Here is a 23188-nt window from a genome sequence, read left to right on the forward strand (position 1 = left end):
GGGCCGATGGCTGAACCGGAACAATTCGATGCAAATGCCTCGTACCATTCCCCCCGAACCGGCGCCGCCGAACGCAGGTTCAGACCCCACTCTTACATTCAATTTTATGCAAACCGAACGGTTTCTTACCTAAAGGTTAATTTTTCAACCGGGAATCCGGAGCTCAGAAACGAGGGAAGAAAGGCAAAGATGTGGCTTAATCACCTGTTCACGTGGCGGTTCTAGGCTGGTCATGCGGATGGACCGAATGAGCGTCTGAGTACCGCAGCGTTAAGGAGTTTGATCATCATGGCGCAGCGCGCAGCCGTCGAAGCGTTTGTCCCCGGGACCGAGCAGCGGGACGTACGGCCGATCGACCTGGTGCATCTGGCGGGACAGTGCCTGGGGGACGAGAACCTCGAGATCGAAATTCTGCGCATGTACGACGCTACCGTGGCAACTTATCTGGAGCGGCTGCGGCTGGCGCTGACGGTGGATGACCTGCTGCTCAACCTGCACTCGATCAAAGGGGCCTCATCCGGTGTTGGCGCCTTTTCCGTGGCCGATCTCGCCAAGGACCTGGAAACGGAGTTGCTCGCTCACCGGCCCATAGCGCCCGAGCGGATCGATGATCTGGGGATGGCAGTGGAAGAGGTGCGGGGTTACATCGCAACGCTTCTGGCCCGGCAACCAATCGAGCCCTAGGACATGCAACGGCCGCAATATGTTTCCGATGCCATCGAGACTTCCGCGGCCGGACTTCATGTTGGCAGCTATGGCCCCTTCCGCCTTCAAAGCGCCTACCAGCCGGTCTATGAGCTTAGCGCAGGGCAATTCGACCTCTTCGGCTTCGAAGGTCTGGTGCGGCCATTTCGCGAGGGTGTAGCGCTTGCCCCGGTGGACTTCTTCAGTGCAGTCGACAGCGGCGATCGTCTGTTCGTCGAGTGCATGTGCCGGGCCCTGCATCTGCGAAACTACCGGCAGGGCAGGCCCCGCAACCGCAAACTGTTCATCAACGTCAACCCCGCCATCTACGAGACCATTGAGGTGGTTGAGCGTGAATTCCGGTTCATGTTCAGCATTCTTGACAAGTATGGTCTGACGCCATCGCACCTGGTCTGCGAAGTCCTTGAAACCCGAGCCATGGGAGAAGCTACGCTGAAGAGCCTCTGCGACATGCTGCGGGAGGCCGGGTGCATGATTGCTCTGGATGACTACGGGACCGGGAATTCCGGCGTCGTGCGCTACCGGGCACTGCGCCCGAATCTGGTGAAGCTGGACGGGGCATTATTCAGGGAGCTGGCTGGCGATGCGGCGCGGCAGCGCCTGTTGCGCCGTATGGTCGACACGTTCCATGCCGATGGTGTGCCGGTGCTGGTGGAAGGCATCGAAACGAGGGATCATCTGGCGCTCGCTACGGATGTCGGCGCGCATTATTTCCAAGGTTATGGACTTGGGCGGCCCGCGCTCCTTCCCGCCAAGTTCGAGACCAAACCGGCCGCGGTCTCGATGGATACTTCCCAGGCATCGGCCAGCCGTACAGGCTAGCCGCAGGCGCCTGCTTGTTCGCCGGTTTGACCGACACCCACACACTCCCTATATAGCGAGCAACAGACGCGCCCATGGGCGCAGGCCCAGATGCTCAGCAGTTCCATGACCTTTACCACCGCCGCCGAGGGTTTACCTCGGCCGACCGCCGAACCGTTCCGCCTGCGTCGGACCTTCGCAATCATCTCTCACCCGGACGCGGGCAAGACCACGCTGACCGAGCGCCTGCTCGCGGCCGCCGGGGCTATCCAGCAGGCAGGCATGGTGCGCGGAAAATCGGGGACCCGTTCGACCCGTTCCGACTGGATGGAGATGGAGCAGCAGCGCGGCATCTCCATCACCTCGTCGGTGATGACTTTTGAATATGACGGGCTGACGCTGAACCTGCTCGATACCCCAGGTCACTCGGACTTTTCCGAGGATACGTATCGAACCCTGACGGCGGTGGACGCCGCCATCATGGTCATCGACGCCGCCAAGGGTATCGAGAGCCAGACCCTCAAGCTCTTCGAGGTCTGTCGCCTGCGCGATATTCCCATCATCACCTTCATCAACAAGATCGATCGGGAAGGGCTGGCGCCGCTCGACCTGATTGACGAGATCCAGGACAAGCTGGCGCTGGACCTGACACCGGCGCTTTGGCCGATCGGGCAGGGCGTCGATTTTGGCGGCTACATCGACCTTGTGGAAAAGCGCGTGCTCAACCCGCTGGGCAAGCCAATCGCCGAGTTCGAAGCTCTCGACGACCTGCTCGATGTCCAGGAACTGGTGGACAATCCCACTTTTCTGACGGCCCTGGAAACGCTCGAAATGGCGCGGGCCATGTTGCCGGAGTTCGACCTCGAGACGTTCCAGCAGGGCCATCTGAGCCCGGTGCTGTTTGGCTCGGCGCTCAAGGGCATCAGCGTGGCCGAGTTGCTGCGGGCCCTGGGGGACTGGGGACCGGAACCGCGGCCGCAGCCCGCCCTACCGAGCCCAATTGCGCCCGACGAGAAGAAGGTCTCCGGGTTCGTGTTCAAGGTGCAGGCCAACATGGACGCCAACCACCGCGACCGTATTGCCTTCGTGCGGCTTTGCTCGGGAACCTTCACGCGCGGCATGCGCTTGAAGAACGTGCGCTCCGGCAAAGACATGGCCGTCTCCAACCCGATGTTCTTCTTCGGCAACAACCGCGAACTGGCCGAAGAGGCCGTCGCAGGAGACATCGTGGGCATCCCCAATCATGGGACCTTGTCGGTGGGCGACACGCTGACCGAGGGCGCCAACATCAACGTCACGGGCATTCCGAATTTCGCGCCGGAAATCATCCGTCGCGTGCGCCTCACAGATCATATGAAGACCAAGCAGATGGCCAAGGCACTGTCGGATCTCTCGGAAGAGGGGGTGACCCAGGTCTTCCGGCGCATGATGGGCTCGGACTGGATCGTCGGCGTGGTCGGCCAATTGCAGCTCGAGGTCTTGGCCAGCCGCGTCGCCAAGGAATATGGCGTCCCCATCGCCTTCGAACCTTTGGGATTCGAGGTGGCGCGCTGGGTCGAGAGCGATGACCCTGAGGAACTCAAGCGCTTCATCGCCGCCCAGAAAACCAATATGGCGGAAGACCGGGCGGGTGCGCCCGTCTTTCTCGCCCAGAACAGCTGGTGGGCGGATCGGGCCAAGCAGGATTGGCCCAAAATCCGCTTCCTCACCACCAAGGAACGCCATTGAGCGCGCTCGACCGCATCGAGGAATTCCTGGTCGCGGTGCAGACGGCCTTCATCGACGGCACTCTGACGCGGCTCAAATGCGGTGCCTATGCAGGCCCGGAGGCGGAGCTCAAGTCTGTTGAAGGCCGCAAGGTCACGATCAAGGCCGGCGAGCGGCTGAGCCTAGTGTGGCGATACCGTACCCGGGATGTCACCAAGAACATCACCATGGACGAGGCTTTCGCGCTGTTCCGGACAGAGCTTGCGCAGAACTTCCGCAGCGCGCGGCTGGAAACGACGAGTTTCGATCTGCAGTTGGAGAGGCAGAACGACACGGTTCGCCTCAAGCGGTCGGAGACGATGCGCGCCGCACCGACAACGGGGCACGATCGGGCCAAGGCTCGCGCCTTGAACGAGACCTCGGCGCCATGGCTAAAGGCGTTGGGTATCACTGGTGCGGACGGCAAGGTTCTTGCCGTCAGTCAGGACAAGTTCCGCCAGATCAACAAGATGGTGGAAATCTTTGCGCCCCTGATTCAGGCGCTGAAGGCGCCGGTGCCGCGGGTCTTGGATATGGGAGCCGGCAAGGGCTATCTCGACTTCGCGCTTTACGACCACCTGCAGGCAAATGGCCAAGAAGTGGAAATCGTTGGTGTCGAACTGCGTCCGCAACTGGTGGCCGATGGCAATGCGCTGGCGAGGCAGAGCGGCTTTGATGGCTTGTCTTTCGCCGCCGGCTCAATCCTGTCTTATGACGCCACCCGAGCCGATGCTGTCATTGCCCTTCACGCCTGCGATACGGCTACGGATGACGCCATTTACACTGGCATCAAGGCCGGGGCCGACCTCATCGCCGTGGCGCCATGCTGCCACAAGCAGGTGCGGCGGCAGATGGAGGCGGGCAGCGCCGACCAACGCCTCGACTTTTTGGTGCGTCACGGAACGTTCATGGAAAAGCAGGCGGAGATGGTGACGGACGGCCTGCGTGCCCTTTTGCTGGAGGCGAATGGCTATCGGACAAAGGTGTTCGAATTCGTCTCGGATGCGCACACGCCAAAGAACAACCTCATCGTTGCCCAGAAGGGACGGGCGGCTCCTCGTAACGAGGTGCTCGACCGCATCGCCAGCGCCAAAGCGCTGTTCGGCATCGACCGGCATTACCTAGAAGACCTGCTCGACAGCTAGCGACCAGAGAACCTCATGACCAAGATCACCTATGTCACCCCGAATGGCGAACGCATCGAGACCGAGGGCGAAAACGGCTCTACCGTCATGGAGACGGCGATCATGAACGGCGTGCCGGGCATTGTTGCAGAGTGCGGCGGGGCCTGCACCTGTGCCACCTGTCACGTCTATGTCGACGATGCCTGGCGCGAGACGGTCGGCGGACCCTCCAATATGGAGGAAGACATGCTCGATTTCGCGTTCGAGGTCCGCGACAACAGCCGGCTGTCCTGCCAGATCAAGGTGCGGGACGAGTTGGATGGCCTCGTGGTTCATGTGCCGACGCGACAAGGGTAGGAGCGTTTTTCGTACGCTTGTCGAGGCAGATTCTTTTCGCTGAGCGCTGACCCTCTGCGCCAGCCTGTTCTAAGGCCCTCATCTGGAGGGAAATAAAAAAGCTATTGAATCTCAGTAGCTTGTTGCCAAGCTCGATATTGGCCTATTTTGCGCCAACTTCGGTAAAGGCGACCAATGGGCTCCCTCAACACATTTCCGTTGAGCTACAAGGTTCAAGGCAAGCGCGTCATCATCGTCGGTGGCGCAGATGAAGCCCTGAACAAGGCTCGTCTCGTTTCGAAGACCACTGCCTCGATCGAGATCATCAGCCGGCGTGTGGAAGCTGACTTTTCCCCGTTTCCGGTGGTCGTGCATGAGCGCGCCTTGGCCGCCGGTGACATTGCCGGAGCGGCACTGGTCTTCGTCGCGGAGGAGGGTGCCGACGCGAAACTCGCCAAATCGGAGGCGCGGCGGCTCGGCATCCCGCTCAATGTCGTCGATGTGCCTTCCGAGTGCGATTTCTACACCCCCTCGATCGTCGACCGGGCGCCGCTGACCGTCGCCATTTCCACCGAAGGGGCTGCGCCCGTCCTCGCCCGCCTAGTCCGTGCTCGAATAGAGGCTATGCTGCCGCCTGCGTTCGGAAAGATCGCGGGTCTGGCTGGCAGCTTGCGGCAAAAAGTTGAGACCGTGATTCACGATGGCGCCGCCCGCCGGCGCTTCTATGAGGACCTCGTGACACGTCCATCTCTGGACACGAGCGAGGCCGAGCACCTTCTCGAGGAGCATGTGGCGCGCGGGGCTGGGCAGGGCGTGGTCTGGCTTATCGGTGCCGGCCCTGGTGCGGAAGATCTCCTGACCCTGCGGGCGCAGCGGCTGCTGCAGCAGGCCGATGTCATCGTGCATGATCAACTGGTCCCCGTGGCGGTCGTTGAGATGGGCCGGCGTGACGCTGAGCAAATTTGCGTGGGCAAGGCGAAAGGGCACCACTCTTTCAGCCAGGCGCAGATCAATACGCTGATTGTGCGGCTGGCGGCCGAGGGGAAGAAGGTGGCGCGCCTCAAGGCGGGTGACCCCATGGTCTTCGGGCGTGCGGGCGAGGAGATCGCGGCACTCCGCAAGGCGGGGCTGGCTTATGAGATTGTCCCCGGCGTTAGCGCTGCCCTGGCCGCGGCGGCGGACACCGCCACCCCGGTTACCCTGCGGAAGGTCTCCAGCGGCTTCGTCCTGGCCACCGCTCACGGCGCCGACGATGGCGAACTGGCTCATTGGGCAGGACTGGCCCGTTCGGGCCTGACGCTGGCCCTTTACATGGCAAAGTCCATAGCCGCGGAAACCGCGTCGCGCCTCATCGCGCATGGGGCTGCTCCAGACCTCCCATTAGGCATCGTCGTCAATGCGGGCAGGCCGGACAGGCGGTGCTTTTCCGGTACGCTCGGCGGGCTTTCGCGTGGGTCGGTGTCGTTCCCGGATGGGCCTGCTGTTATTCTGGTCGGCCGCGCTGTGTCCCACGGCGATTGGTCCGAGACACTTGCTGCCGATCTTACCCCTTCTCATGCCGAGGTGGCCTGACCATGCAGATTCTAGCTGGCAATGAACTTACGTCTGGCGCTGCCGTCTACCTCGATGCCACGGGCCGGTGGGTGGCCGAGTTGCAGTCTGCCCGCGTGTTTTCCAAAGACGAAGCGGTGGCCCGTGATGCAGCAATTGCCGCGAGCAAGGCGACTGGCCGCATCGTCAGCATCGAGATTGAAGATGTCGAGCAGGTCGAGGGGCGCCTCGTGCCCAAGCGCCTGCGTGAACGCATCCGCTCGGCCGGTCCTACAGCGCCGTTGTCTCTCCACGGCGCGGCCTACGGACGCCAGGTTTTAGGTGAAGACGGTCATGTATCGATATGATGAGTTCGACGCGGCCTTCGTTGCAGGCCGCACCGCACAATTTGCCGATCAGGTGCGTCGCCGGCTTTCGGGAGAGCTCAGCGAGGACCAGTTCCGACCGCTCAGGCTGATGAACGGGCTCTATCTGCAGTTGCACGCCTATATGCTGCGCATCGCGGTGCCCTATGGCACCATGAACTCGCGCCAGTTGCGCAAGCTCGCTCATATTGCGCGGACCTATGATCGTGGCTACGGCCACTTCACGACCCGGCAGAATATTCAGTTCAACTGGCCCCGGCTCAAGGATGTGCCGGTGATCCTGGAGGAGTTGGGCAGCGTCGAGATGCACTCGATCCAGACCTCGGGCAACTGCATACGGAACGTCACGACGGACCAGTTCGCCGGAGCAGCGGCCGACGAGATCATCGACCCTCGACCGGTGGCGGAAATCATCCGTCAGTGGTCGAGTCTGCACCCAGAATTTTCTTACCTTCCGCGCAAGTTCAAGATCGGCATGACGGGGTCTCCGAACGACCGGGCGGCGATCCGCTTCCATGACATTGGGCTGCAGGCGGCGGTGAATGGTGCCGGTGAAATCGGCTGGGAAGTGTGGGTTGGTGGCGGCCTCGGGCGCACGCCGATGATCGCCAAGCTGATCAATAGCTTCGTGCCCAATGAGCACTTGCTCGCCTATCTCGAAAGCATCATGCGGGTCTACAACCGCTATGGGCGGCGGGACAACAAGTTCAAGGCGCGCATCAAGATCCTCGTGCATGAGGAGGGACTGGAGAGCATCAAGGGGCAGGTCGAGGCCGAGTTCGCAGAGGTGCGCGGCGGCGTGCTGACACTGCCGCAGGAAGAACTTCATCGGATCACAGAGTATTTTGCACCGCCGGCTTTTGCGGACCGCGCTGGTGACACTGTGGACGTGGCCTATCAGTCCATTGTCGATCCCGCGTACGGCCGCTGGCTCGACAACAACCTCCATGCGCACCGCGTTCGCGGCTACGCGTCCGTGACGATCTCCCTCAAACCCATCGGTGGCGCACCGGGGGATGCTACGGACGCACAGATGGAGGCGGTCGCAGACCTTGCTGAACGCTACTCCTATGACGAGTTGCGCGTGACCCACGAGCAGAACCTCGTGCTACCCCACGTCGCCGTGGCTGAACTACGTGAAGTCTACGATGCACTGGTGTCCGCAGGTCTTGCGGAGGGGAACAACAACCTCATCACCGACATGATCTGCTGCCCCGGGCTGGATTTCTGTGCCCTGGCGAACGCTCGCTCGATCCCCATCGCCCAGGAGATCAGCAAGGCTTTTGCCGCGCCCGAGCGACAAAAGGAGATCGGAGAGCTCAAGATCAAGATCTCGGGCTGCATCAACGCCTGTGGTCATCACCATGTGGGCCACATCGGCATACTCGGCGTCGAAAAGAAGGGCGGCGAGCTCTACCAGATCACCTTGGGTGGCGATGCGACGGAATTCGCTTCTGTGGGCAAAATTCTGGGTCCCGGCTTTGAGGCTGACGCCGTACCCCAGGCCATCGAGAAGCTGGTGGATGTCTACATCGCACAGCGCCTCTCGCCCGAAGAAACTTTTGTCGCTGCCTACCGCAGGCTCGGCGACGCTCCTTTCAAGGAGGCCCTCTATGGCACGGTCTAACGCTCTCCCGGCGCAGCAGGCTCATGAGAAGCTCAAGGCATTGGGAATCCTGGCGCTCAACGGCATGTTCGACGAGATGGACGCCCTTGGTGTCCTTCGCTACGCGGTGAGCGATGTGTTGCCGGGCGATCTGGCCATCGTCTCGTCATTCGGTGCGGACTCTGCGGTGCTGTTGCACATGGTTGCGCAGGTCGATCCGTCGATGGCGGTGTATTTTCTTGAAACCGGCAAGCACTTCCCTGAGACGCTGGCCTATGTCGAGCGGCTCAAGAGCCATCTCGGCCTGCTGCATGTCCATGCGGTCCACCCCGACCCGAAAGACCTGGCGCGGTTCGACCCCAATGGTGACCTGTGGGAGACCGATCCGGATTCGTGCTGCTTCATCCGTAAGACCGATCCGCTTGAGCCGATCACAGCGCAGTATGGCGGCTGGGTCACGGGTCGCAAGCGCTACCAGACACGGGAGCGGGGCGTTCTGCCGCATTTCGAGCTGACCAGCGACGATCGGATTAAGGTCAACCCGCTCGCCTATTTTTCAGACGAGGACGTCGCGGCCTACAGGCGGGCGCACGATTTGCCCGAGCATCCGCTCTACGGGAAAGGCTACAAGTCGATCGGGTGTGCCCCATGCACCTCGATCGTGGCCGAAGGGGAAGATCCCCGTTCCGGCCGCTGGCGGGGCTTCAACAAGAAGGAATGCGGCATCCATTACGACTTCAGTGGAGCCATCGCTTCGCCGATGAGCGCTGCCAAGCAACACGCGCTGTGGAAGGATGGTGCCTTCATCGTCGACCCCTTCAAGGGTTGGGTCGAGGGAACCGACCCGGGTGACGCCCGCTACACGCACGTCCCGGTTGCAGTTTTCCTGGCGTACCGCGAGGCGTTCCTGGCCAACCCGCATCCGCTTGGTCTTCTGGTCGCTCCGGGCGATGCCGTGGAAGCGGTCGCAGAGAATCTCGGACGTTTCGCGTCGATCGCCGTGTCTTTCCCCGCCTTCACCGATGGGCGTGGCTACTCGACCGCCCGGCTGTTGCGGGAGCGCTTTGGTTTCAAGGGCGAACTTCGCGCCGTGGGGGACGTGCTGCAGGACCAGATCCCGCACATGCAGCGCTGTGGCTTCGATGCCCTGGTGGTCACACACGAACCAACGCGCCGGGCGCTTCTCGAGAACCACCTTCCGGAGATGGCACTTTTCTATCAGCCCGTTGGTCTGAGAGAGGTGCCATTGGGGACGCGACCCTTCCTTCGCCGCGTCTCCTGAGGTACTGGAGCACGGCTATCGCCAGAGACGGCTGTGGTGTCCAGACGCCTGGAGCCCGCCAAACCTAAACAGATGTTCCCGATTGAGCGGGGATGACGCCGGGCAGTCAGGGCGCCCGGTCCAGCTTGGACAAGATGAATGAGCACTGAGATCACAACCGATGTCGTCGTCATTGGCGCGGGGCCCTGCGGGCTTTTCGCCGCCTTCGAACTCGGGCTGCTCGATATCAAATGCCACTTCATCGACATTCTGGACCGTCCGGGTGGTCAGTGCGCCGAGCTCTATCCTGAGAAGCCCATCTACGACATTCCCGGCTTTCCCGTGGTGACGGGCCAGCAATTGACCGACAACCTCATGGCGCAGATCGCGCCGTTCTCTCCGCAGTTCCACTTTTCGCGCATGGTCAACTCCATCGAAAAGCAGGAAGATGGCTCGTTCCGGCTCGAGACCGATGCGGATGAAGTGTTTCATTGCAAGGTTGTCGTGATCGCGGCAGGTGGCGGCTCCTTCCAGCCCAAGCGGCCGCCGGTGGATGGCATCGAGCAGTATGAAAACAAGTCCGTCTTCTATGCGGTCCGGCGCATGGAGGATTTCCGTGACCAGGACGTTGTTATCGTCGGCGGCGGCGACTCGGCGCTGGACTGGACGCTGAACCTCGAGCCTATCGTGCGCACGCTAACGCTCGTTCACCGCCGGGACGCTTTCAAGGCTGCCCCGGCCTCGGTCAACAAGATGAAAGAGCTGGTGGCCGAGGGGAAGATCAATTTCCAGCTTGGGCAGATCGCCAAGCTCGATGGCGACAACGGCCAAATCAATCATGTGCACCTGGCCACGGAGGCGGGGGACCTGTCCATCCCCGCGACGCGCCTCCTGCCGTTCTTTGGCCTGACGATGAAGCTTGGACCGGTGTCTGAGTGGGGACTGGCGCTCAACGACAATACAATCATTGTGGACACTGAGAAGTTCGAGACCTCAGTGCCAGGCATCTTCGCCATCGGTGATATCAACTCCTATCCGGGCAAGCTCAAGCTGATCCTGTCGGGCTTTCACGAGGCGGCCTTGATGGCCCAGGCCGCCAAGAAGATCATTTCGCCCGATGAACGGGTCGTGTTCCAGTACACAACCTCCAGCACCAAGCTGCAGAAGAAGCTGGGCGTGGCATGAGCCGAAAGCCCTTCAACTCCTAATCGTTTGCTTGCGGCCCCCTCCTGTGGGCGTTATCCCCATCGCGCTGCTGAGGAGCGCCTCATGAAGATTATCGTAACGGACCAGGCAGGCGACGTGCACGAGCTCGAGGGGCTCGATGGGTGGCGGGTGATGGAAGTCATCCGGGATTGGGGTCTCAATATCAAGGCCGAGTGTGGTGGTGCCTGTTCCTGCGCAACCTGCCACGTCTATGTCGACCCCACCTGGCTCGATGCCGTTGGCGCTCCGAACGATGATGAGGAGGACATGCTCGACACGGTGGGCGACGTGAAGTCCAACTCGCGCTTGTCCTGCCAAATCCTGTGTGGCGAAGCGCTGGACGGTCTTGCCGTTACACTTGCACCGAGTGCGGCGAAGGATTGAGGACGGTCTGACGTTCGGAGAGTTTTAATGTCCTGAGGACAAGATGGGAGGAATACTTCTCCCTCTAATACAATAGGACGTGATGATGGGTGCGACGTGCCAGGGCTGCCGTGGTGGCGAAGATTTCCCGGTACCTTTCACGATGGCGTTTCATCCCATTGTTGATGTGAAAGCCCGGGAAGTCTGGGGCTACGAGGCGCTGGTACGTGGGCTGGACGGGCAGGGCGCAGCAGGCGTTCTGGGAGCTGTCACAGAAGCTAACCGCTATGTTTTCGACCAGGCCTGCCGGGTGAAGGCGATCGAGCTGGCGGGTCAACACCTGCCCCCATCATCCACGGCTCGCCTCTCCATCAACTTCATGCCCAACGCGGTCTACGAACCCAAAGCGTGCATCCGTGCGACATTGGCAGCGGCGGCGCGGACCCAGCTCAACCCGCAGCGCCTGATGTTCGAGTTTACCGAGAATGAGCACATCACCGACGCCGCCCACATTGCCAACATCGTTGCAGAATACAGGCGGATGGGATTCATCACGGCCCTTGACGATTTTGGCGCTGGTTACGCAGGTCTTGGACTGCTTGCCAAATTCCAGCCCGACCTGATCAAGATAGACATGGAATTGTTGCGCGGTGTGGATGCCTCCGCCCCACGGCAGGCGATTGTGGCGGCCATCATCACCATGGCTCGCCAACTCGATATCCAGGTGCTCGCTGAAGGTGTTGAAACGGAAGCGGAACTGACCACGCTTCGCGCGGCCGGCATCACGCTTTTCCAGGGCTACTATTTCGCCAAGCCGCAGCTGGAGGTTTTCGCGCCGCTCTCTGAGCTGAAGCTGGCGGCCTGACTATCCCCTTGCTGCATCGCGCGTCACCTTGACAAGATCTGGAATGAAGTCGCGGACGACCGGCTGTGGCTGCGTTTCGAAGGGTAGGGGACGGACGACGCGCATCGCAGCTATGCCCACCCGCACGGTCATGAGGCCGTTGACCACGCCTTCACCTAGTCGAGCGGACACCTTGGCGGCCAGTCCTTGCCCAATAAGCTGTTCGACGATGCCGTCAGTCAGGACCAGTCCGCCGGTGACGGCAAGATGGCTCAGGACCGCCCCGGTCAAGCGCCAGAAGCCCAAAAAGCCAGGCCGCGCTCCATAGAGAGCGGCGATGGCGCCTGCCAGGCGTACGCTCTCGTAGATCACGTAGGCCACATCGATCAGCGCTCGCGGTGATACGGCCGTAACGAGCGCCACCCGGCGTGCGGAAGCGGCCGTAAGCGCGCGGGCGCGTGCGTCAAGGCCCGCGACAAGGCTGCGCTCCACCAACTGCACCACCTCACCGCCGTCGAAGAGGTCCGGCAGATGGGTTTCGACTGCCTGGCGTCCAGAGGCCATGTCGGGCCGCGCAGCGTATAGTCCAAGAAGTTGGGCGGCCACGTCCCCGGCCGCCTTGCGATCATTCGTCGCCAGGGCGGTGGTTGCCTCTCTTCGCAGCGCGTCAAGCATACGAAGGCGGCGGACGGCAACAATCTCCCGTGTGACAAGCGCCGCAAGCGCGAGAATGAAGATCGCAAGAACACCCAGCGCCGCCCCGCCGAGCCAGGGATTGGCGGCAAAGAGATCGCGGATCAGCCGGTCAGCGGCCAGGCCGATGGCGGCGGAAAGCAGAACGCCGCCAGCGCTCCATGCCAACCTGCCGAGCCATCCCATCCGGCGTGGCGGCGGGCCGATGAGGTTTGCTTCTTCGTCAAACTCGGACTCGGTAACGTCGGCGCGCTCAGCAGCAAAGGCCCTGGGTGCACGCATCACCTGGGTGGCCGAGGTCTCCGGAGTGGTGGGACGTGCAACGGGCTGCTTCATGCCATCCAGTCTCCGATGAGATAGTCGAGCGCCCGATCAAGCCGGATGTGGGGAAGCACGAGTTCGCCCGAGCCGTTGCGGTCCATTTTTTGCGGCGGGGCGAATCGGAGGAAGTTCAGCGACACAGGCTCGCCGTTTTCGAACAAAGCATCAGGCCGTTCCGGCAAGTCTCCGGGAAACAGAGCGATTTCCGTTTCGCCGTCATAGTGTACGCCACCCAGTCGTTCACCCGCGACTGGTGTCCCGATCAGCGTCGGCAGCGTTTCGCCATTCTCGCGGATCGTACCTTCGCTGGTCGCGCGTATACCTGCCAAGGCGAGCGAGCGCGTTTGCGCGCCCGCAAATCGGGCACGCCGGGATGCACTAGCCACGAGGCGGTTCAGGATGGCTTCCAGCCGATCGTGGCTGGTGTGATGAACGTGGTCGGCCTTGGTGGCGGCAAACAGGATCTTGTCAATCCGCCGCGAAAACGGTCTGAGCAGTGGGTTTGCCTCGCCCTGCCGGAAGCAGGCCAGAACAGAGGTCAGCGCGATTTCGAGGTCGGCCACCGCAGCCGGTCCGGCATTGAGCGCTCGCAGGGTGTCCACCAAGACCACCTGCCGATCAATACGGGCGAAGTGGTCGCGGAAGAACGGACGTACGACCTGAGCCTTGTAGGCCTCATAGCGTCCCTCCAGCATGGCATAGAGGCTGTTGCGGCGGGCAGTGGAGGTCGGCCTGGGGAGGGGCGCGAAGGTGAGCGCCGGCGAGCCCTCGAGGTCTCCGGGCAGCAGGAAGCGCCCCGGGGGGAGGGTCGAGAGAGCACCTTCTTCGCGCGACCGCCGAAGATAATCGGTGAAACTTTGCGCCAACCGTTCAGCATCAACGTCTTTGGCCTCACCACCAGCATCGGTCGCTGCCAGTTCGTGGAGGAAGCGCTGGGCTTCTTCGGCATGGCCCGGCTGTTGGGCCCGCGCCAGGGCCTCGGCGCTCCATTCGGCAAAGGAAAGGCCGAGGAGGGGCAGGTCGAGCAGCCATTCGCCGGGGTAGTCGACGATATCCAGGTTGAGGGTTGAGGGGCCGCGCAGACCGGTCCACCACTTGGCTGACTGGAACTTCAGGACGAGCCGCAGTTGCGATATGCGCCGCGTACCCTCTGGCCACGCAGCCGGCTTTCCGCTCAGGGTCGCCAGATGCTGCTCATAAGCGAAGCGCGGAATAGTGGCGTCAGGATATTCCGCCAGGCGCGCGGCGATGAACCGCCCTTCGGCCATGGGGGCGAAGCCGGGGAGACGACCCTGCGTCAGAAGGTTATGAACCAGCGCGGTAATAAAGATCGTCTTGCCGGCCCGCGACAGGCCCGTCACGCCCAGCCTGAGCGTAGGCGTCAGCAGGCCTCCAGCATTGTCGGCAATATTGGATAAGGCGATACCCAGTTCGTCGGTGAGGGTGGTGGGCGGCTGGGGCAAATCCGGATCCTTCTGCGCCCTGCAACGTAGGCGCTGGACGCGGGTTTGCAAGCCCGCGTTGCAGTGCTGCAGTGTCAGGGCACTCTCGTTGCAACGTCAGGAACGTGGCGGGATTTGTCGTGGATCCAGGGGCCGCGGTTGAAGAGCGCATCCGCTATTGGAAAGTTCGCTGCCCCACAGGACCACCGACGGAAAGGGGCCGCGCGGCCCCTTTTCATTTTCCAATGCTGTCGAGATCGTATGGAGTGGTCTGGTAGATCTCGTTGATCCAGTTCTGGAACAACAGATGCGCATGGCTGCGCCACCGGTTCTCCGGCTCAGCGCTGGTGTCTCCATCGGGAAACAGGTTAGCTGGTAGCGGCGTTTCCAGCCCGGCTTTCACGTCCCGCTCGTATTCATCGGCGAGCGAGCGGTTGTCGTATTCGAGATGGTTCAGGAAATAAACGGCGCGACCGCTCCGATCGCCCAGCATGCAGAGCCCGATCTCCTCGTTGTCGATCAGAACCTCCAACTCCCCGCCAAGGCTGTCGCGCGCGATGTCGTTGTAGCGCGATACCGGGATCATCGGACTGTCGGACAGGCCGCGAAGGAACGGCGACCGTTGGCCGACGATCTTGTGTCGGAAAACACCAAAGGCTTTCTTGTCCATGCGATAGCGCCGTACGCCGTGGAAATGGTGCAATGCCGCCTGGGCGCCCCAGCAGATGAACATGGTGTGGTGCACATTGGTACGCGTCCATTCCATGATTTCCAGCATCTCAGGCCAGTAGCGAACCTCTTCAAATGGAATGTTGGCGATGGGCGCGCCAGTGACGATAAAGCCATCGAAACGGCGGCTTCGGACCTCCTCCCAGGTTTGATAGAAGGTCTTGAGGTATTCTTCGGGCGTATTCTTGGACTGGTGGTCCGTGACGCGCACTAGGCTCAGGTTGACCTGCAGCGGCGTGGCGCCGATGAGACGGGAGAACTGCGTCTCGGTCCGTTCCTTATTGGGCATCAGGTTGAGAAGACCGATCTCGAGCGGGCGGATGTCCTGACGCGCGGCGCGCGTCGAGTCCATCACGTTGACGCCTTCTTCTTCAAGGGTCTTGCGGGCGGGCAGATTGTCAGGAATTCGTATCGGCATGGCAGCCTCTTAGCTGGGCGCGTTGAGAAGGTGATTCAAGCCGGCGCGCCTTGCCGCAGGGGCAGGGCGCGCTAACGCATTCGCTTCCCGATCGCCGATGCGACGAGGTCCACGAACTCATCGCCATCCCGCACCGTCGCCAGGTCTGAGGCCTCAACCACATAGCCAAAGTTGTCCGCCAAGGTCTGATAGCGCGGCAGACGGTCGTGCAACAGGGCCTCGAAACCCCAGGCGCCGAACCCGGCGGGGTCCACGTCATCGTCGCTTTCGATGCCCTGGATCAGCTTATACTCCGCCCACTTCTCAAGGAGAAACTGCGGCTGGTAGTACATAGGCTTCGGAGACTTCCTGAACCGCTTCACCAAGTCGGTGGCGTCCTTGTCTGTGCCTCGAATGTAGAGCAGGGCGGTGTGTGCAGTCAGGGCCCGGATCACAGGGTCGGCAGCGTCGTTCGGATCGATGACTTCGATAAGCGAGCCGCCGGTGTCTGCGATGAAGTCAGTATATCCGTACAGCTCGTGCGCGCGCTCAATGAAATAGGGCACGTCCTGGAGGGCGGCGACTTCAGCCACGCGGTGCTGTTCCTGCCGGCGCTGGTACTCGGCCAGCGGGAGCCCACCCTTGTTCGGGTCGCCCGGGGTGCCAAGGTAGGTCGAGAGCGGGTCGAGATTGTCGAATGTGATGTTGGACGAGATGTAGATCGAGTCCGTCCGCAGCAATTGCGAAAGGAATGGGTTCTTCATGGCCTCGCGCTTGAAGTTGTCGACGATGAACTCGCCCATGTAGCGCGTGCCGATGCGATAATCGGCAGAATAGTGAAACCAGTGGTTGGCGCGTAGCATGTTCGAAAGGCGCGTCTTGCCGACGCCGGCCATGCCGAACACGGTGAGCGCGCGGCGCGGCGCCTTGACGAATTCATCGACGCTCGAAAACAGCATGCTGAGCATTCCCGGTTGCAGCCGGGCCAAGCGTTTAAAGCATGGGTGCGCCGATCACAAGCGATCGGCAATTTCTGCCGCTGGCTCGGACTCTTCTGCCGTCCTGCCAGTAAACTTCGGCCGTTGCTCAGGGAAACCCCCAACCATTTCAATGGGATACCAGTCTGGCACTTCCCTTGCATCGGTTGGTGCGAACGCGTCGTGCGGCGCAGGGGTTTATGGAGTAACAGATGGGCATCTACGGGGCTCTTTCCAGTGCGGTGACCGGCCTGCGGGCGCAGTCGCATGCGCTGGAGAACATTTCAGGCAACATCGCCAATTCGCAGACCACCGGCTACAAGCGGATGGAAACCAGCTTCCTGGACCTTATCCCGGATGCGCCGTTGAAATCGCAGGTGCCGGGTGCGGTGCTGGCGCAGTCGCGCGCCACCAACAACCTCCAGGGCGACATCCAGACCAGCGCCAACGAAACCTACATTGCGCTCAATGCGAATGGCTTCTTCGTGGTGGAGCCGAAGGTCGGGCAGTCGGACGGCAATTCGGTATTTGCCGGCTCGAACTTCTACACGCGCCGCGGTGACTTCGAAATCGACAAGGACGGCCTGCTTGCCAATGGCGCTGGCTACTACCTGAAGGGCTTGCCCATCGATCCGTCCACCGGCAACATTTCCGGCTCCGTGCCGGAAGTGATCAAGCTCTCGAACGCGTTCCTGCCGGCCAATGCCACGAAGATCATCAACTATCAGGCAAACCTGCCCCAGCTCCCCAAGACTGCGGCCTACAACACTACGGTTTATAACAGCGAACTGCTTGAGCCGGCCGACTTCAAGTCCGGATCTGTTTCGGCCGCTACGACCGGAACAGCCGACCTCACTGGCAACGACGCGAGCACGGTCTTCAATGCCGGCGAGACGATGACCGTGACGGTGAAGGACATTCCCGTCACCTTCGAGTTCTACGACAAGAGCCTGGGCGACTACACCGGTACCGGTGTCGGGATCGACATCCAGTCCGGCCAGACCATCGACGATGCCCTGGCCGCAATGGAGACCGGCCTCCGCAACTACGGTGGGGGTGCGGCTGCCTCGGCCACCGTGGCTCTCGATGGGGCCGGTCAATTCGCTGTGACGTTGGGCTCTGATTACCACGCAACCTTCCGAGTCACGGGCACCGGCACGACGGCCGCAAAGCTCGGACTAACCTATCCCGTCACGTCCTCCACGCCCTTCCGCCCGACGCTCAATACCATCTCGGCTAGCCAGTCCGCGGACTTCGTGGCCGGCTCTATCTCGGGCGGCGCCATTACCGTCTATGCCAACAACGGCGCGCCGGTGAACGTCCAGATGCGATGGGCGAAGGTGGACAGTGCCGCCTCTGGGGGCAAGGATACCTGGCAACTCTTCTACCTCTCTGACAGCACGGCCGCCGGTAACGCTCCGGCCTGGACGAACATTGGCCAGGATTACGACTTTGCCAGCAACGGTTCGCTGGCTCCTCCGGGTGTGCCAACCACGACCATCAGCAACCTCACCGTCAACGGCGTCGTGATCGGCGACGTTGAACTCAAGCACGATACCAACGGCATCTCGCAGTTTGCCGACGTGAACGGGACGGCGACCGTGTCAACGCTGAACCAGAACGGCTATGGCGCGGGAGAATTCCTTTCGGTGGCGATCACCGACTCGGGCCGTGTCGTAGCGACCTACTCCAATGGCGAACGCATCGACATGGCGCAGGTGGTGACGGCGCAGTTCAACGGGATCAACGCACTCAAGCGGCTCGATGGTGGTGTCTACGAGGCCACTTCGGAATCAGGCGAGCCCATCTTTGACCTCTCCGGGTCTGGCATCATTGGTGGTGCGCTGGAGGCCTCGAACACGGACATTTCGGACGAGTTCACCAAGCTGATCATAACGCAGCAGGCGTACTCCGCCGGTACCCGCATCGTCTCGACCGCTGACGAGATGCTGCAGGAAGCCCTCAATATGATCCGCTAAGCGCCGATACCTGTTCCTTGGGTCGGGCATTGAGCCCGGCCTGGTCCTTGTTCTGGAGCCGAACTGATGGGTCTGGTTTCTTCACTGTCGAACGCGGTATCCGGTCTCCGGGTCAATCAGGACTCCATCTCGATCCTGAGCCGGAACGTCTCAAACTCGGGCACGCCGGGATACCATCGGCAGACGCTAAACGTCATCGACTACAACTCGCAGAACGGGACCTATGCCCGCTCCGCTGGTGTTCAGCGCGCCTTCAGTCAGAGCCTGCAGGCCTACTACAACCGCCAGGTTGCCGATACGTCGTCGGCCAACGTGGTGGCCACCTATCTCAACAAGCTGCAGGGATTTCTGGGCAAGCCGGGAGACAGCGGCTCGCTCGATACCATGTTTGGCTCCCTGAAGAATTCCCTGCAGGCGCTCGCTACAAGCCCCGATGACTACCCAACGAGAGCCAATGTTGTCTCTGAAGTTCAGAGCATGGCCCGGCGCCTGAACCAGCTCTCCGGCGACGTGCAGAACATGCGGCAGGAGACCGAGACACGCATTTCCAGCAACGTCTCCGAACTCAACGCCATGCTCGCTTCGCTCAACGAGGTGAACAGCCGCATGCTCGACCTGGGCATGACGGACACCGCCCGCACTTCGCTGCTCGACCAGCGCGACCGATTGGTGGGTTCAGTTGCCGAGATGATCGACGTACAGGCCAATTACCGGCCGGATGGTACTGTCGCTCTGATGACGCGCTCGGGCGTTGGTCTGATCGACAACGGGATCAGCACCTTCAAGTTCACCACTGCGGGGGCTCTCTCCCCTACTACCCTGGCTGATGTCAATCCCGACAAGAGCCAGGTTGGCAAGCTGACGCTGACCACGCCTTCGGGTCTCACCATCGACCTCGTGCAGCAAAGCGTGCTGCAGGGGGGCGAACTGGCCGGTCTCGTTCAACTGCGCGACACCGTTTTGGTGGAAACCCAGAGCCAGCTGGATGAGATTGCTGCTGGATTGGCGGCCGTGTTCTCCACCATTACCGTTCCCGGCATGCCGAGCGACAACGGGACAGGCGCTACCGGACTAACGGCGGATCTGTCGCGATTGAAGCCCGGCAATGATGTTCTGTTGTCTTATGCCCAAAACGGAGTGGCGCAGAAGGTCCGCATCATCAACAGCACCAATGGCGAAGATTACTTCGACGCATCCGGGCAAAGGGTCATATCCGTCGATCTGTCTGACGCCACCGCTGCGGCAGCGACCCTTCAGGCGAAGCTACCCGGGCTGGCGATCGATAGCCCGGGACCCGGTCTGCTGCGGGTCCTGGACGATGGTGCCGGCGGCATCCGCGACGTCACCGGCCTCACATCACGCGCCACTGCCACCGGCACCCTGACAGGTGACAAGGCGATGGCCCTGTTCGTGGACCAGGGCAACTCGACATTCACGGACAACCTCGACACTGATCCACCCCAGATCGTCGGCTTTGCTGCCCGAATATCCATCAATCCGGCGGTGCTCTCGGACAACCGGCTGCTTGTTCAGACGGAAGTTAGTCAGACGCTCGGCGATGCATCGCGCCCCGAATATATCCTCGCCCAACTCACGTCGATGAACTTCGTCTCCGGTGCGTCGCCGGCAGAAAATGCGGGACGGTTCCAGCTCAATGGGACGATGGAGCAAATCATCGGTCAGGTTCTCAATTTTCAGGGCACGACCATTGGTGCGGCCGCCACCGCCGCCGACAACCGCCAACTCACCCTCGACACCATCAACACCCAGATGGACGAAGAGTACGGGGTGAACATGGACGAGGAGATGGCTCGTCTGACCCAGTTGCAAAGCGCCTATGCCGCCAACGCCCGCGTGGTTTCGGTGGTTAAGGAGCTCCTCGACACCTTATTCCAATCGACCTGACGGAGACCCGCTAGATGATCGTCAACAAGTCGATGTATCCATTGCAGACGGGCTTTTCCGTCATCTCCAAGATGCAGAACCAGTTCGCTAACCTGCAGGTGCAACTGGGAACTGGCCTGAAGGCGCAAACCCTCTCCGACATGGGTCGCGACCTGCCGGTCTCGCTTTCGGCGCGCTCCCGCCTCAGCACGATCGCGGGGTACAAGGCCAATATCGAGCAGGTCGATCTGCGCCTGAGCTTTTACGACAACGCCCTGAGCCGGATGGACAAGATCGAAGGCGAGGCACGCAATTCGGCAGTGCAGGGTCAGTACGGTTCCAACAATATAAACATGGCCACCGTTTCGAGCCTTTCCAAGGCCAGGCTCGACGAGATGGTGACGCTGCTCAATTCAGACATTGGCGGACGCTACCTGTTCGGCGGCGCAAGGACCGACGACGCGCCGCTTCCCACCACCACAGAGCTGCTGGAAGGGTCGGGCAGCCGCGTTGGATATAGGACGGTGCTGTCGGAACGGGTGATGGCAGACCTCGGGGCAGACGGCATCGGGCGGCTCGAGTTCAGCAGCGACGCAGTTGACCCGGTCGATCCGACACTGCCGGTCACTGTCACGCTGTCAGAAGACGCCATGCACAGTTTTGGTTTCAAGCTCACGGGGGACGCGACTGCGTCCGGCAATATCAATGCCGACAAACATGTCGACGCCGGCCCGCCACGGCTCGAGTTCACATTTCCCGCGCCGCCCGATACCGTCAGCCCCGGCGCGACCGTCAGTGTTCGTCTCAGGATGCCAGATGGCGAGTCGGTGACGGTTTCTGTGAAGGCCGTGGCGGAGGAGAGCACTCCGCCGGCTGTGAACGAATTCAAGATCGGCGCCAATGCGGCCGAGACCAGCGAGGCCTTCATAGGGGCTATGGAGCGTAGCCTGAAGCAGGTCGCCGCGGGTGAGCTGAAGGCCGCCTCCAGTTTCGTGGCCGCGGAGAATTTCTTCAATGCCGCCGGCGAACCCGTTCTGCGCGTCGATGCGGGCTCACCCGCCGACCCCTACAGCGCCACAAGCCTGCGTGTCGCAACCGCGACCGACACGGTAATGTGGTACAGCGGCGAGACCGCCGCGGTGTCCGCCATCGGCATGGGGCGGCTGACGACGGGGAGGGATGCCGGAACTGTCACCCTGACGCAGAACATGCCGGTCTCCAATGCGCATGGCTTCCAGATTGCCGATGCTGTTTCCTCCAATACTGCTGCCGTTACGGCCGTGCGCAACGCTGGCCCGCCGGTCGCCATGACCGTCGAAATTGCCAACAACGCAGCATTGGCTGCCAATGACACCGTCACGTTCACGCTCAGCGAGCCGGGCGGCAAGACCAGACCGGTGACGCTCACGGCGGTAACAGGCACGGCGGGTCCTGGGCAGTTCAAGATCGGCGCCGACGCTGCCCAAACCGCGGCCAACTTCCAAGAGGCGATGGTTCGCTCCGTGACCGAGGCGGCCGCCGACGCCGAGGGCAACCCGCGCCAGTCCGTTTCCGCCGCCGTAGAGGACGCTGGTCGTGTCAATTACGGCATGCAGGCCAACGAGAGTGGATATCTGCGGCTTGTGCGCTCGCTCGCAGCCATGAGCGTTGAAACCTATCCCGAAGTCCGCAGCGCCGCAGATCCCAACTCGATCGACCTCAACCCCGCCAAGGCGCGTTTCGACGCGATGGCGCGGCGGCAGCAGCTCGAGCTGTCGGAGTCGCACAATAGCGAAAAGGGCTCGCTGGAGCTGGTGACCATGGAATTGGGCGTGGCACGCGCCGGTCTGCAGTCGGCAAGCCAACGCCACACCGACTATTCGGCTCAGCTCGAAAACCTGCTCAGCGACGTCGAGAGCGTGAACAAGGAAGATGTCGCCATGCAGATCCTGGCCCTGCAGACGCGACTGACGGCGAGCTACCAGGTGACCTCGATGGTTAGCCAGCTCAGTCTCGTTAACTTCCTCTAGACCACCGTGCCAGTAGCAACGAAAAAGCCCCGCCGAAGCGGGGCTTTTTGATCTGGTAACCGGGCTGTCGCTACATGCCGCGCAGGCCGGCGGCGATCTGCCGGTTGAGCTGCACGAGGACGTCCAGGTGCTTTGGCTCGGGCGTGACTTCATAGAGAAGTTCGCGCGTCTGGTTCATCACGAACATGCCGAGATTGGCGATGTTCTGGCGAACCTCGCGGGGCAGAGGGCTGTCCTCCTGCGTCACGGCCGACATGAAGATGGTCCAGAGCTTGCGGTTGAAATTCAGCGCCGCATTCAGCTCCTGGCTGGTGCTGGTATCCCACTCGTCCTTGATCTTCTGGAGCCCGGCCGCAGCCTTCATCAGAAGGGCCGACTCACGCTCGCGGGGAGATTCAACGACCTTCGTCGTCTGCTGGTATGCCTGGGCGCCCTGCCGATACATTGTGGAGTAGGTCCTCTTCGTACTCGATGAGCTTCTGAGCAGCTTTGAGAGCCTTGTATAGAGAGCCGGTTAATATCTCGTTATTGATTTGGTCAATAAGTTTGATTGAAGATGGTGCGGCCTGGGCAAAGTCTTGGGCCAGCTGCATATAGGCGTCTTTCGCCTGATCTACATTCTCATCGATGTACATCAGTTGCACCGCCAGATAGATGCGCTTGGCGGGTGTGTTCGCCGTTTCCGAAGTCAGGATATCCTTTTCGCGCAAGATCGGCGCGCTGCCTTCGATGAAGAGCCGCGTGCGCTGGTCGGAGTTGGTGATGATGCAGTTGCCAACCAGCAGCTTCTCGCCCGGCTTCAGTTCCACCTTGAGCGCCATTCGATCTGCCTCCGAGAGCGGGGTATGG

The 23188-nt window shown here is 61.6% G+C and carries 21 protein-coding genes; 15 read left to right on the forward strand and 6 right to left on the reverse strand.

Features of this window, described 5'->3' with window-relative positions:
* The first annotated feature begins 288 nt into the window (after positions 1 to 288).
* From IC608_RS02025 to IC608_RS02080, 12 genes are all read left to right on the forward strand, one after another.
* Positions 289 to 684, forward strand: coding sequence for an Hpt domain-containing protein (locus IC608_RS02025; RefSeq protein ID WP_191772359.1), 396 nt, complete (start codon positions 289 to 291; stop codon positions 682 to 684).
* A gap of 3 nt (positions 685 to 687) precedes the next feature.
* Entirely contained in the window at positions 688 to 1527 is an 840-nt protein-coding gene (locus tag IC608_RS02030; RefSeq protein ID WP_191772360.1) for an EAL domain-containing protein, read from the forward strand.
* 105 nt (positions 1528 to 1632) lie between these two features.
* The gene (locus IC608_RS02035) at positions 1633 to 3234 is read left to right on the forward strand and encodes a peptide chain release factor 3 (RefSeq protein ID WP_191772361.1); all 1602 of its coding nucleotides are present in this window, start codon (positions 1633 to 1635) and stop codon (positions 3232 to 3234) included.
* Positions 3231 to 4397, forward strand: coding sequence for a class I SAM-dependent methyltransferase (locus tag IC608_RS02040; RefSeq protein WP_191772362.1), 1167 nt, complete (start codon positions 3231 to 3233; stop codon positions 4395 to 4397). The genes IC608_RS02035 and IC608_RS02040 overlap by 4 nt, the downstream gene beginning before the upstream one ends.
* A 15-nt stretch (positions 4398 to 4412) precedes the next feature.
* On the forward strand, positions 4413 to 4733 hold the full coding sequence (locus IC608_RS02045; protein WP_191772363.1) for a 2Fe-2S iron-sulfur cluster-binding protein: 321 nt from the start codon (positions 4413 to 4415) through the stop codon (positions 4731 to 4733).
* A 174-nt stretch (positions 4734 to 4907) separates the two neighbouring features.
* Positions 4908 to 6284 carry a siroheme synthase CysG gene (cysG, locus tag IC608_RS02050; RefSeq protein ID WP_191772364.1) on the forward strand — a complete coding sequence of 459 codons (1377 nt, stop codon included), beginning with the start codon at positions 4908 to 4910 and terminating at the stop codon, positions 6282 to 6284.
* Positions 6285 to 6286: 2 nt separating this feature from the next.
* The gene (locus IC608_RS02055; RefSeq protein ID WP_248306148.1) at positions 6287 to 6610 is read left to right on the forward strand and encodes a DUF2849 domain-containing protein; all 324 of its coding nucleotides are present in this window, start codon (positions 6287 to 6289) and stop codon (positions 6608 to 6610) included.
* Positions 6597 to 8255: a nitrite/sulfite reductase gene (locus tag IC608_RS02060; RefSeq protein ID WP_191772365.1), complete on the forward strand. Its 1659-nt coding sequence runs from the start codon at positions 6597 to 6599 to the stop codon at positions 8253 to 8255. The genes IC608_RS02055 and IC608_RS02060 overlap by 14 nt, the downstream gene beginning before the upstream one ends.
* Positions 8242 to 9516, forward strand: coding sequence for a phosphoadenylyl-sulfate reductase (locus IC608_RS02065; RefSeq protein WP_191772366.1), 1275 nt, complete (start codon positions 8242 to 8244; stop codon positions 9514 to 9516). The genes IC608_RS02060 and IC608_RS02065 overlap by 14 nt, the downstream gene beginning before the upstream one ends.
* A gap of 138 nt (positions 9517 to 9654) precedes the next feature.
* Positions 9655 to 10680, forward strand: a complete 1026-nt coding sequence (locus IC608_RS02070) for an NAD(P)/FAD-dependent oxidoreductase (protein WP_191772367.1) — start codon at positions 9655 to 9657, stop codon at positions 10678 to 10680.
* Positions 10681 to 10764: 84 nt separating this feature from the next.
* Positions 10765 to 11085 (forward strand): 2Fe-2S iron-sulfur cluster-binding protein, encoded by a 321-nt coding sequence (locus IC608_RS02075; protein WP_191772368.1) that lies wholly within the window; start codon positions 10765 to 10767, stop codon positions 11083 to 11085.
* Between the two features lie 85 nt (positions 11086 to 11170).
* Positions 11171 to 11929 (forward strand): EAL domain-containing protein, encoded by a 759-nt coding sequence (locus IC608_RS02080; protein WP_191772369.1) that lies wholly within the window; start codon positions 11171 to 11173, stop codon positions 11927 to 11929.
* On the opposite strand, the gene IC608_RS02085 is transcribed toward IC608_RS02080, so the two are convergent.
* The 4 genes from IC608_RS02085 to IC608_RS02100 form a co-directional block, all read right to left on the reverse strand.
* Entirely contained in the window at positions 11930 to 12937 is a 1008-nt protein-coding gene (locus IC608_RS02085; protein WP_191772370.1) for a YcjF family protein, read from the reverse strand. It lies immediately after the preceding gene.
* Positions 12934 to 14385 carry a YcjX family GTP-binding protein gene (locus tag IC608_RS02090; RefSeq protein WP_191772371.1) on the reverse strand — a complete coding sequence of 484 codons (1452 nt, stop codon included), beginning with the start codon at positions 14383 to 14385 and terminating at the stop codon, positions 12934 to 12936. Before IC608_RS02090 ends, IC608_RS02085 begins: the two co-directional genes overlap by 4 nt.
* Positions 14386 to 14599: 214 nt before the next feature.
* On the reverse strand, positions 14600 to 15511 hold the full coding sequence (locus IC608_RS02095; RefSeq protein WP_191772372.1) for a homoserine O-succinyltransferase: 912 nt from the start codon (positions 15509 to 15511) through the stop codon (positions 14600 to 14602).
* A 71-nt stretch (positions 15512 to 15582) separates the two neighbouring features.
* The gene (locus IC608_RS02100) at positions 15583 to 16449 is read right to left on the reverse strand and encodes an ATPase (protein ID WP_191772373.1); all 867 of its coding nucleotides are present in this window, start codon (positions 16447 to 16449) and stop codon (positions 15583 to 15585) included.
* A 230-nt stretch (positions 16450 to 16679) separates the two neighbouring features.
* Here IC608_RS02100 and IC608_RS02105 point away from each other — a divergent pair, with 230 nt between their 5' ends.
* The 3 genes from IC608_RS02105 to IC608_RS02115 all read left to right on the forward strand — a co-directional run bounded on the left by IC608_RS02105 (position 16680) and on the right by IC608_RS02115 (position 22339).
* A complete protein-coding gene (locus tag IC608_RS02105) occupies positions 16680 to 18446 on the forward strand; it encodes a flagellar hook protein FlgE (RefSeq protein ID WP_191772374.1) in 1767 nt (588 codons plus the stop codon).
* Positions 18447 to 18512: 66 nt separating this feature from the next.
* On the forward strand, positions 18513 to 20351 hold the full coding sequence (gene flgK / locus IC608_RS02110) for a flagellar hook-associated protein FlgK (protein ID WP_191772375.1): 1839 nt from the start codon (positions 18513 to 18515) through the stop codon (positions 20349 to 20351).
* 14 nt (positions 20352 to 20365) lie between these two features.
* Positions 20366 to 22339: a hypothetical protein gene (locus IC608_RS02115; RefSeq protein WP_191772376.1), complete on the forward strand. Its 1974-nt coding sequence runs from the start codon at positions 20366 to 20368 to the stop codon at positions 22337 to 22339.
* 70 nt (positions 22340 to 22409) lie between these two features.
* On the opposite strand, the gene flaF is transcribed toward IC608_RS02115, so the two are convergent.
* Positions 22410 to 22784 (reverse strand): flagellar biosynthesis regulator FlaF, encoded by a 375-nt coding sequence (gene flaF / locus IC608_RS02120; protein ID WP_191772377.1) that lies wholly within the window; start codon positions 22782 to 22784, stop codon positions 22410 to 22412.
* On the reverse strand, positions 22735 to 23160 hold the full coding sequence (flbT, locus tag IC608_RS02125) for a flagellar biosynthesis repressor FlbT (protein ID WP_191772378.1): 426 nt from the start codon (positions 23158 to 23160) through the stop codon (positions 22735 to 22737). The genes flaF and flbT overlap by 50 nt, the downstream gene beginning before the upstream one ends.
* Positions 23161 to 23188: the final 28 nt, after the last annotated feature.

It is taken from the genome of Devosia oryzisoli, from assembly GCF_014837245.1.
Taxonomy (GTDB): Bacteria; Pseudomonadota; Alphaproteobacteria; order Rhizobiales; family Devosiaceae; genus Devosia; species Devosia oryzisoli.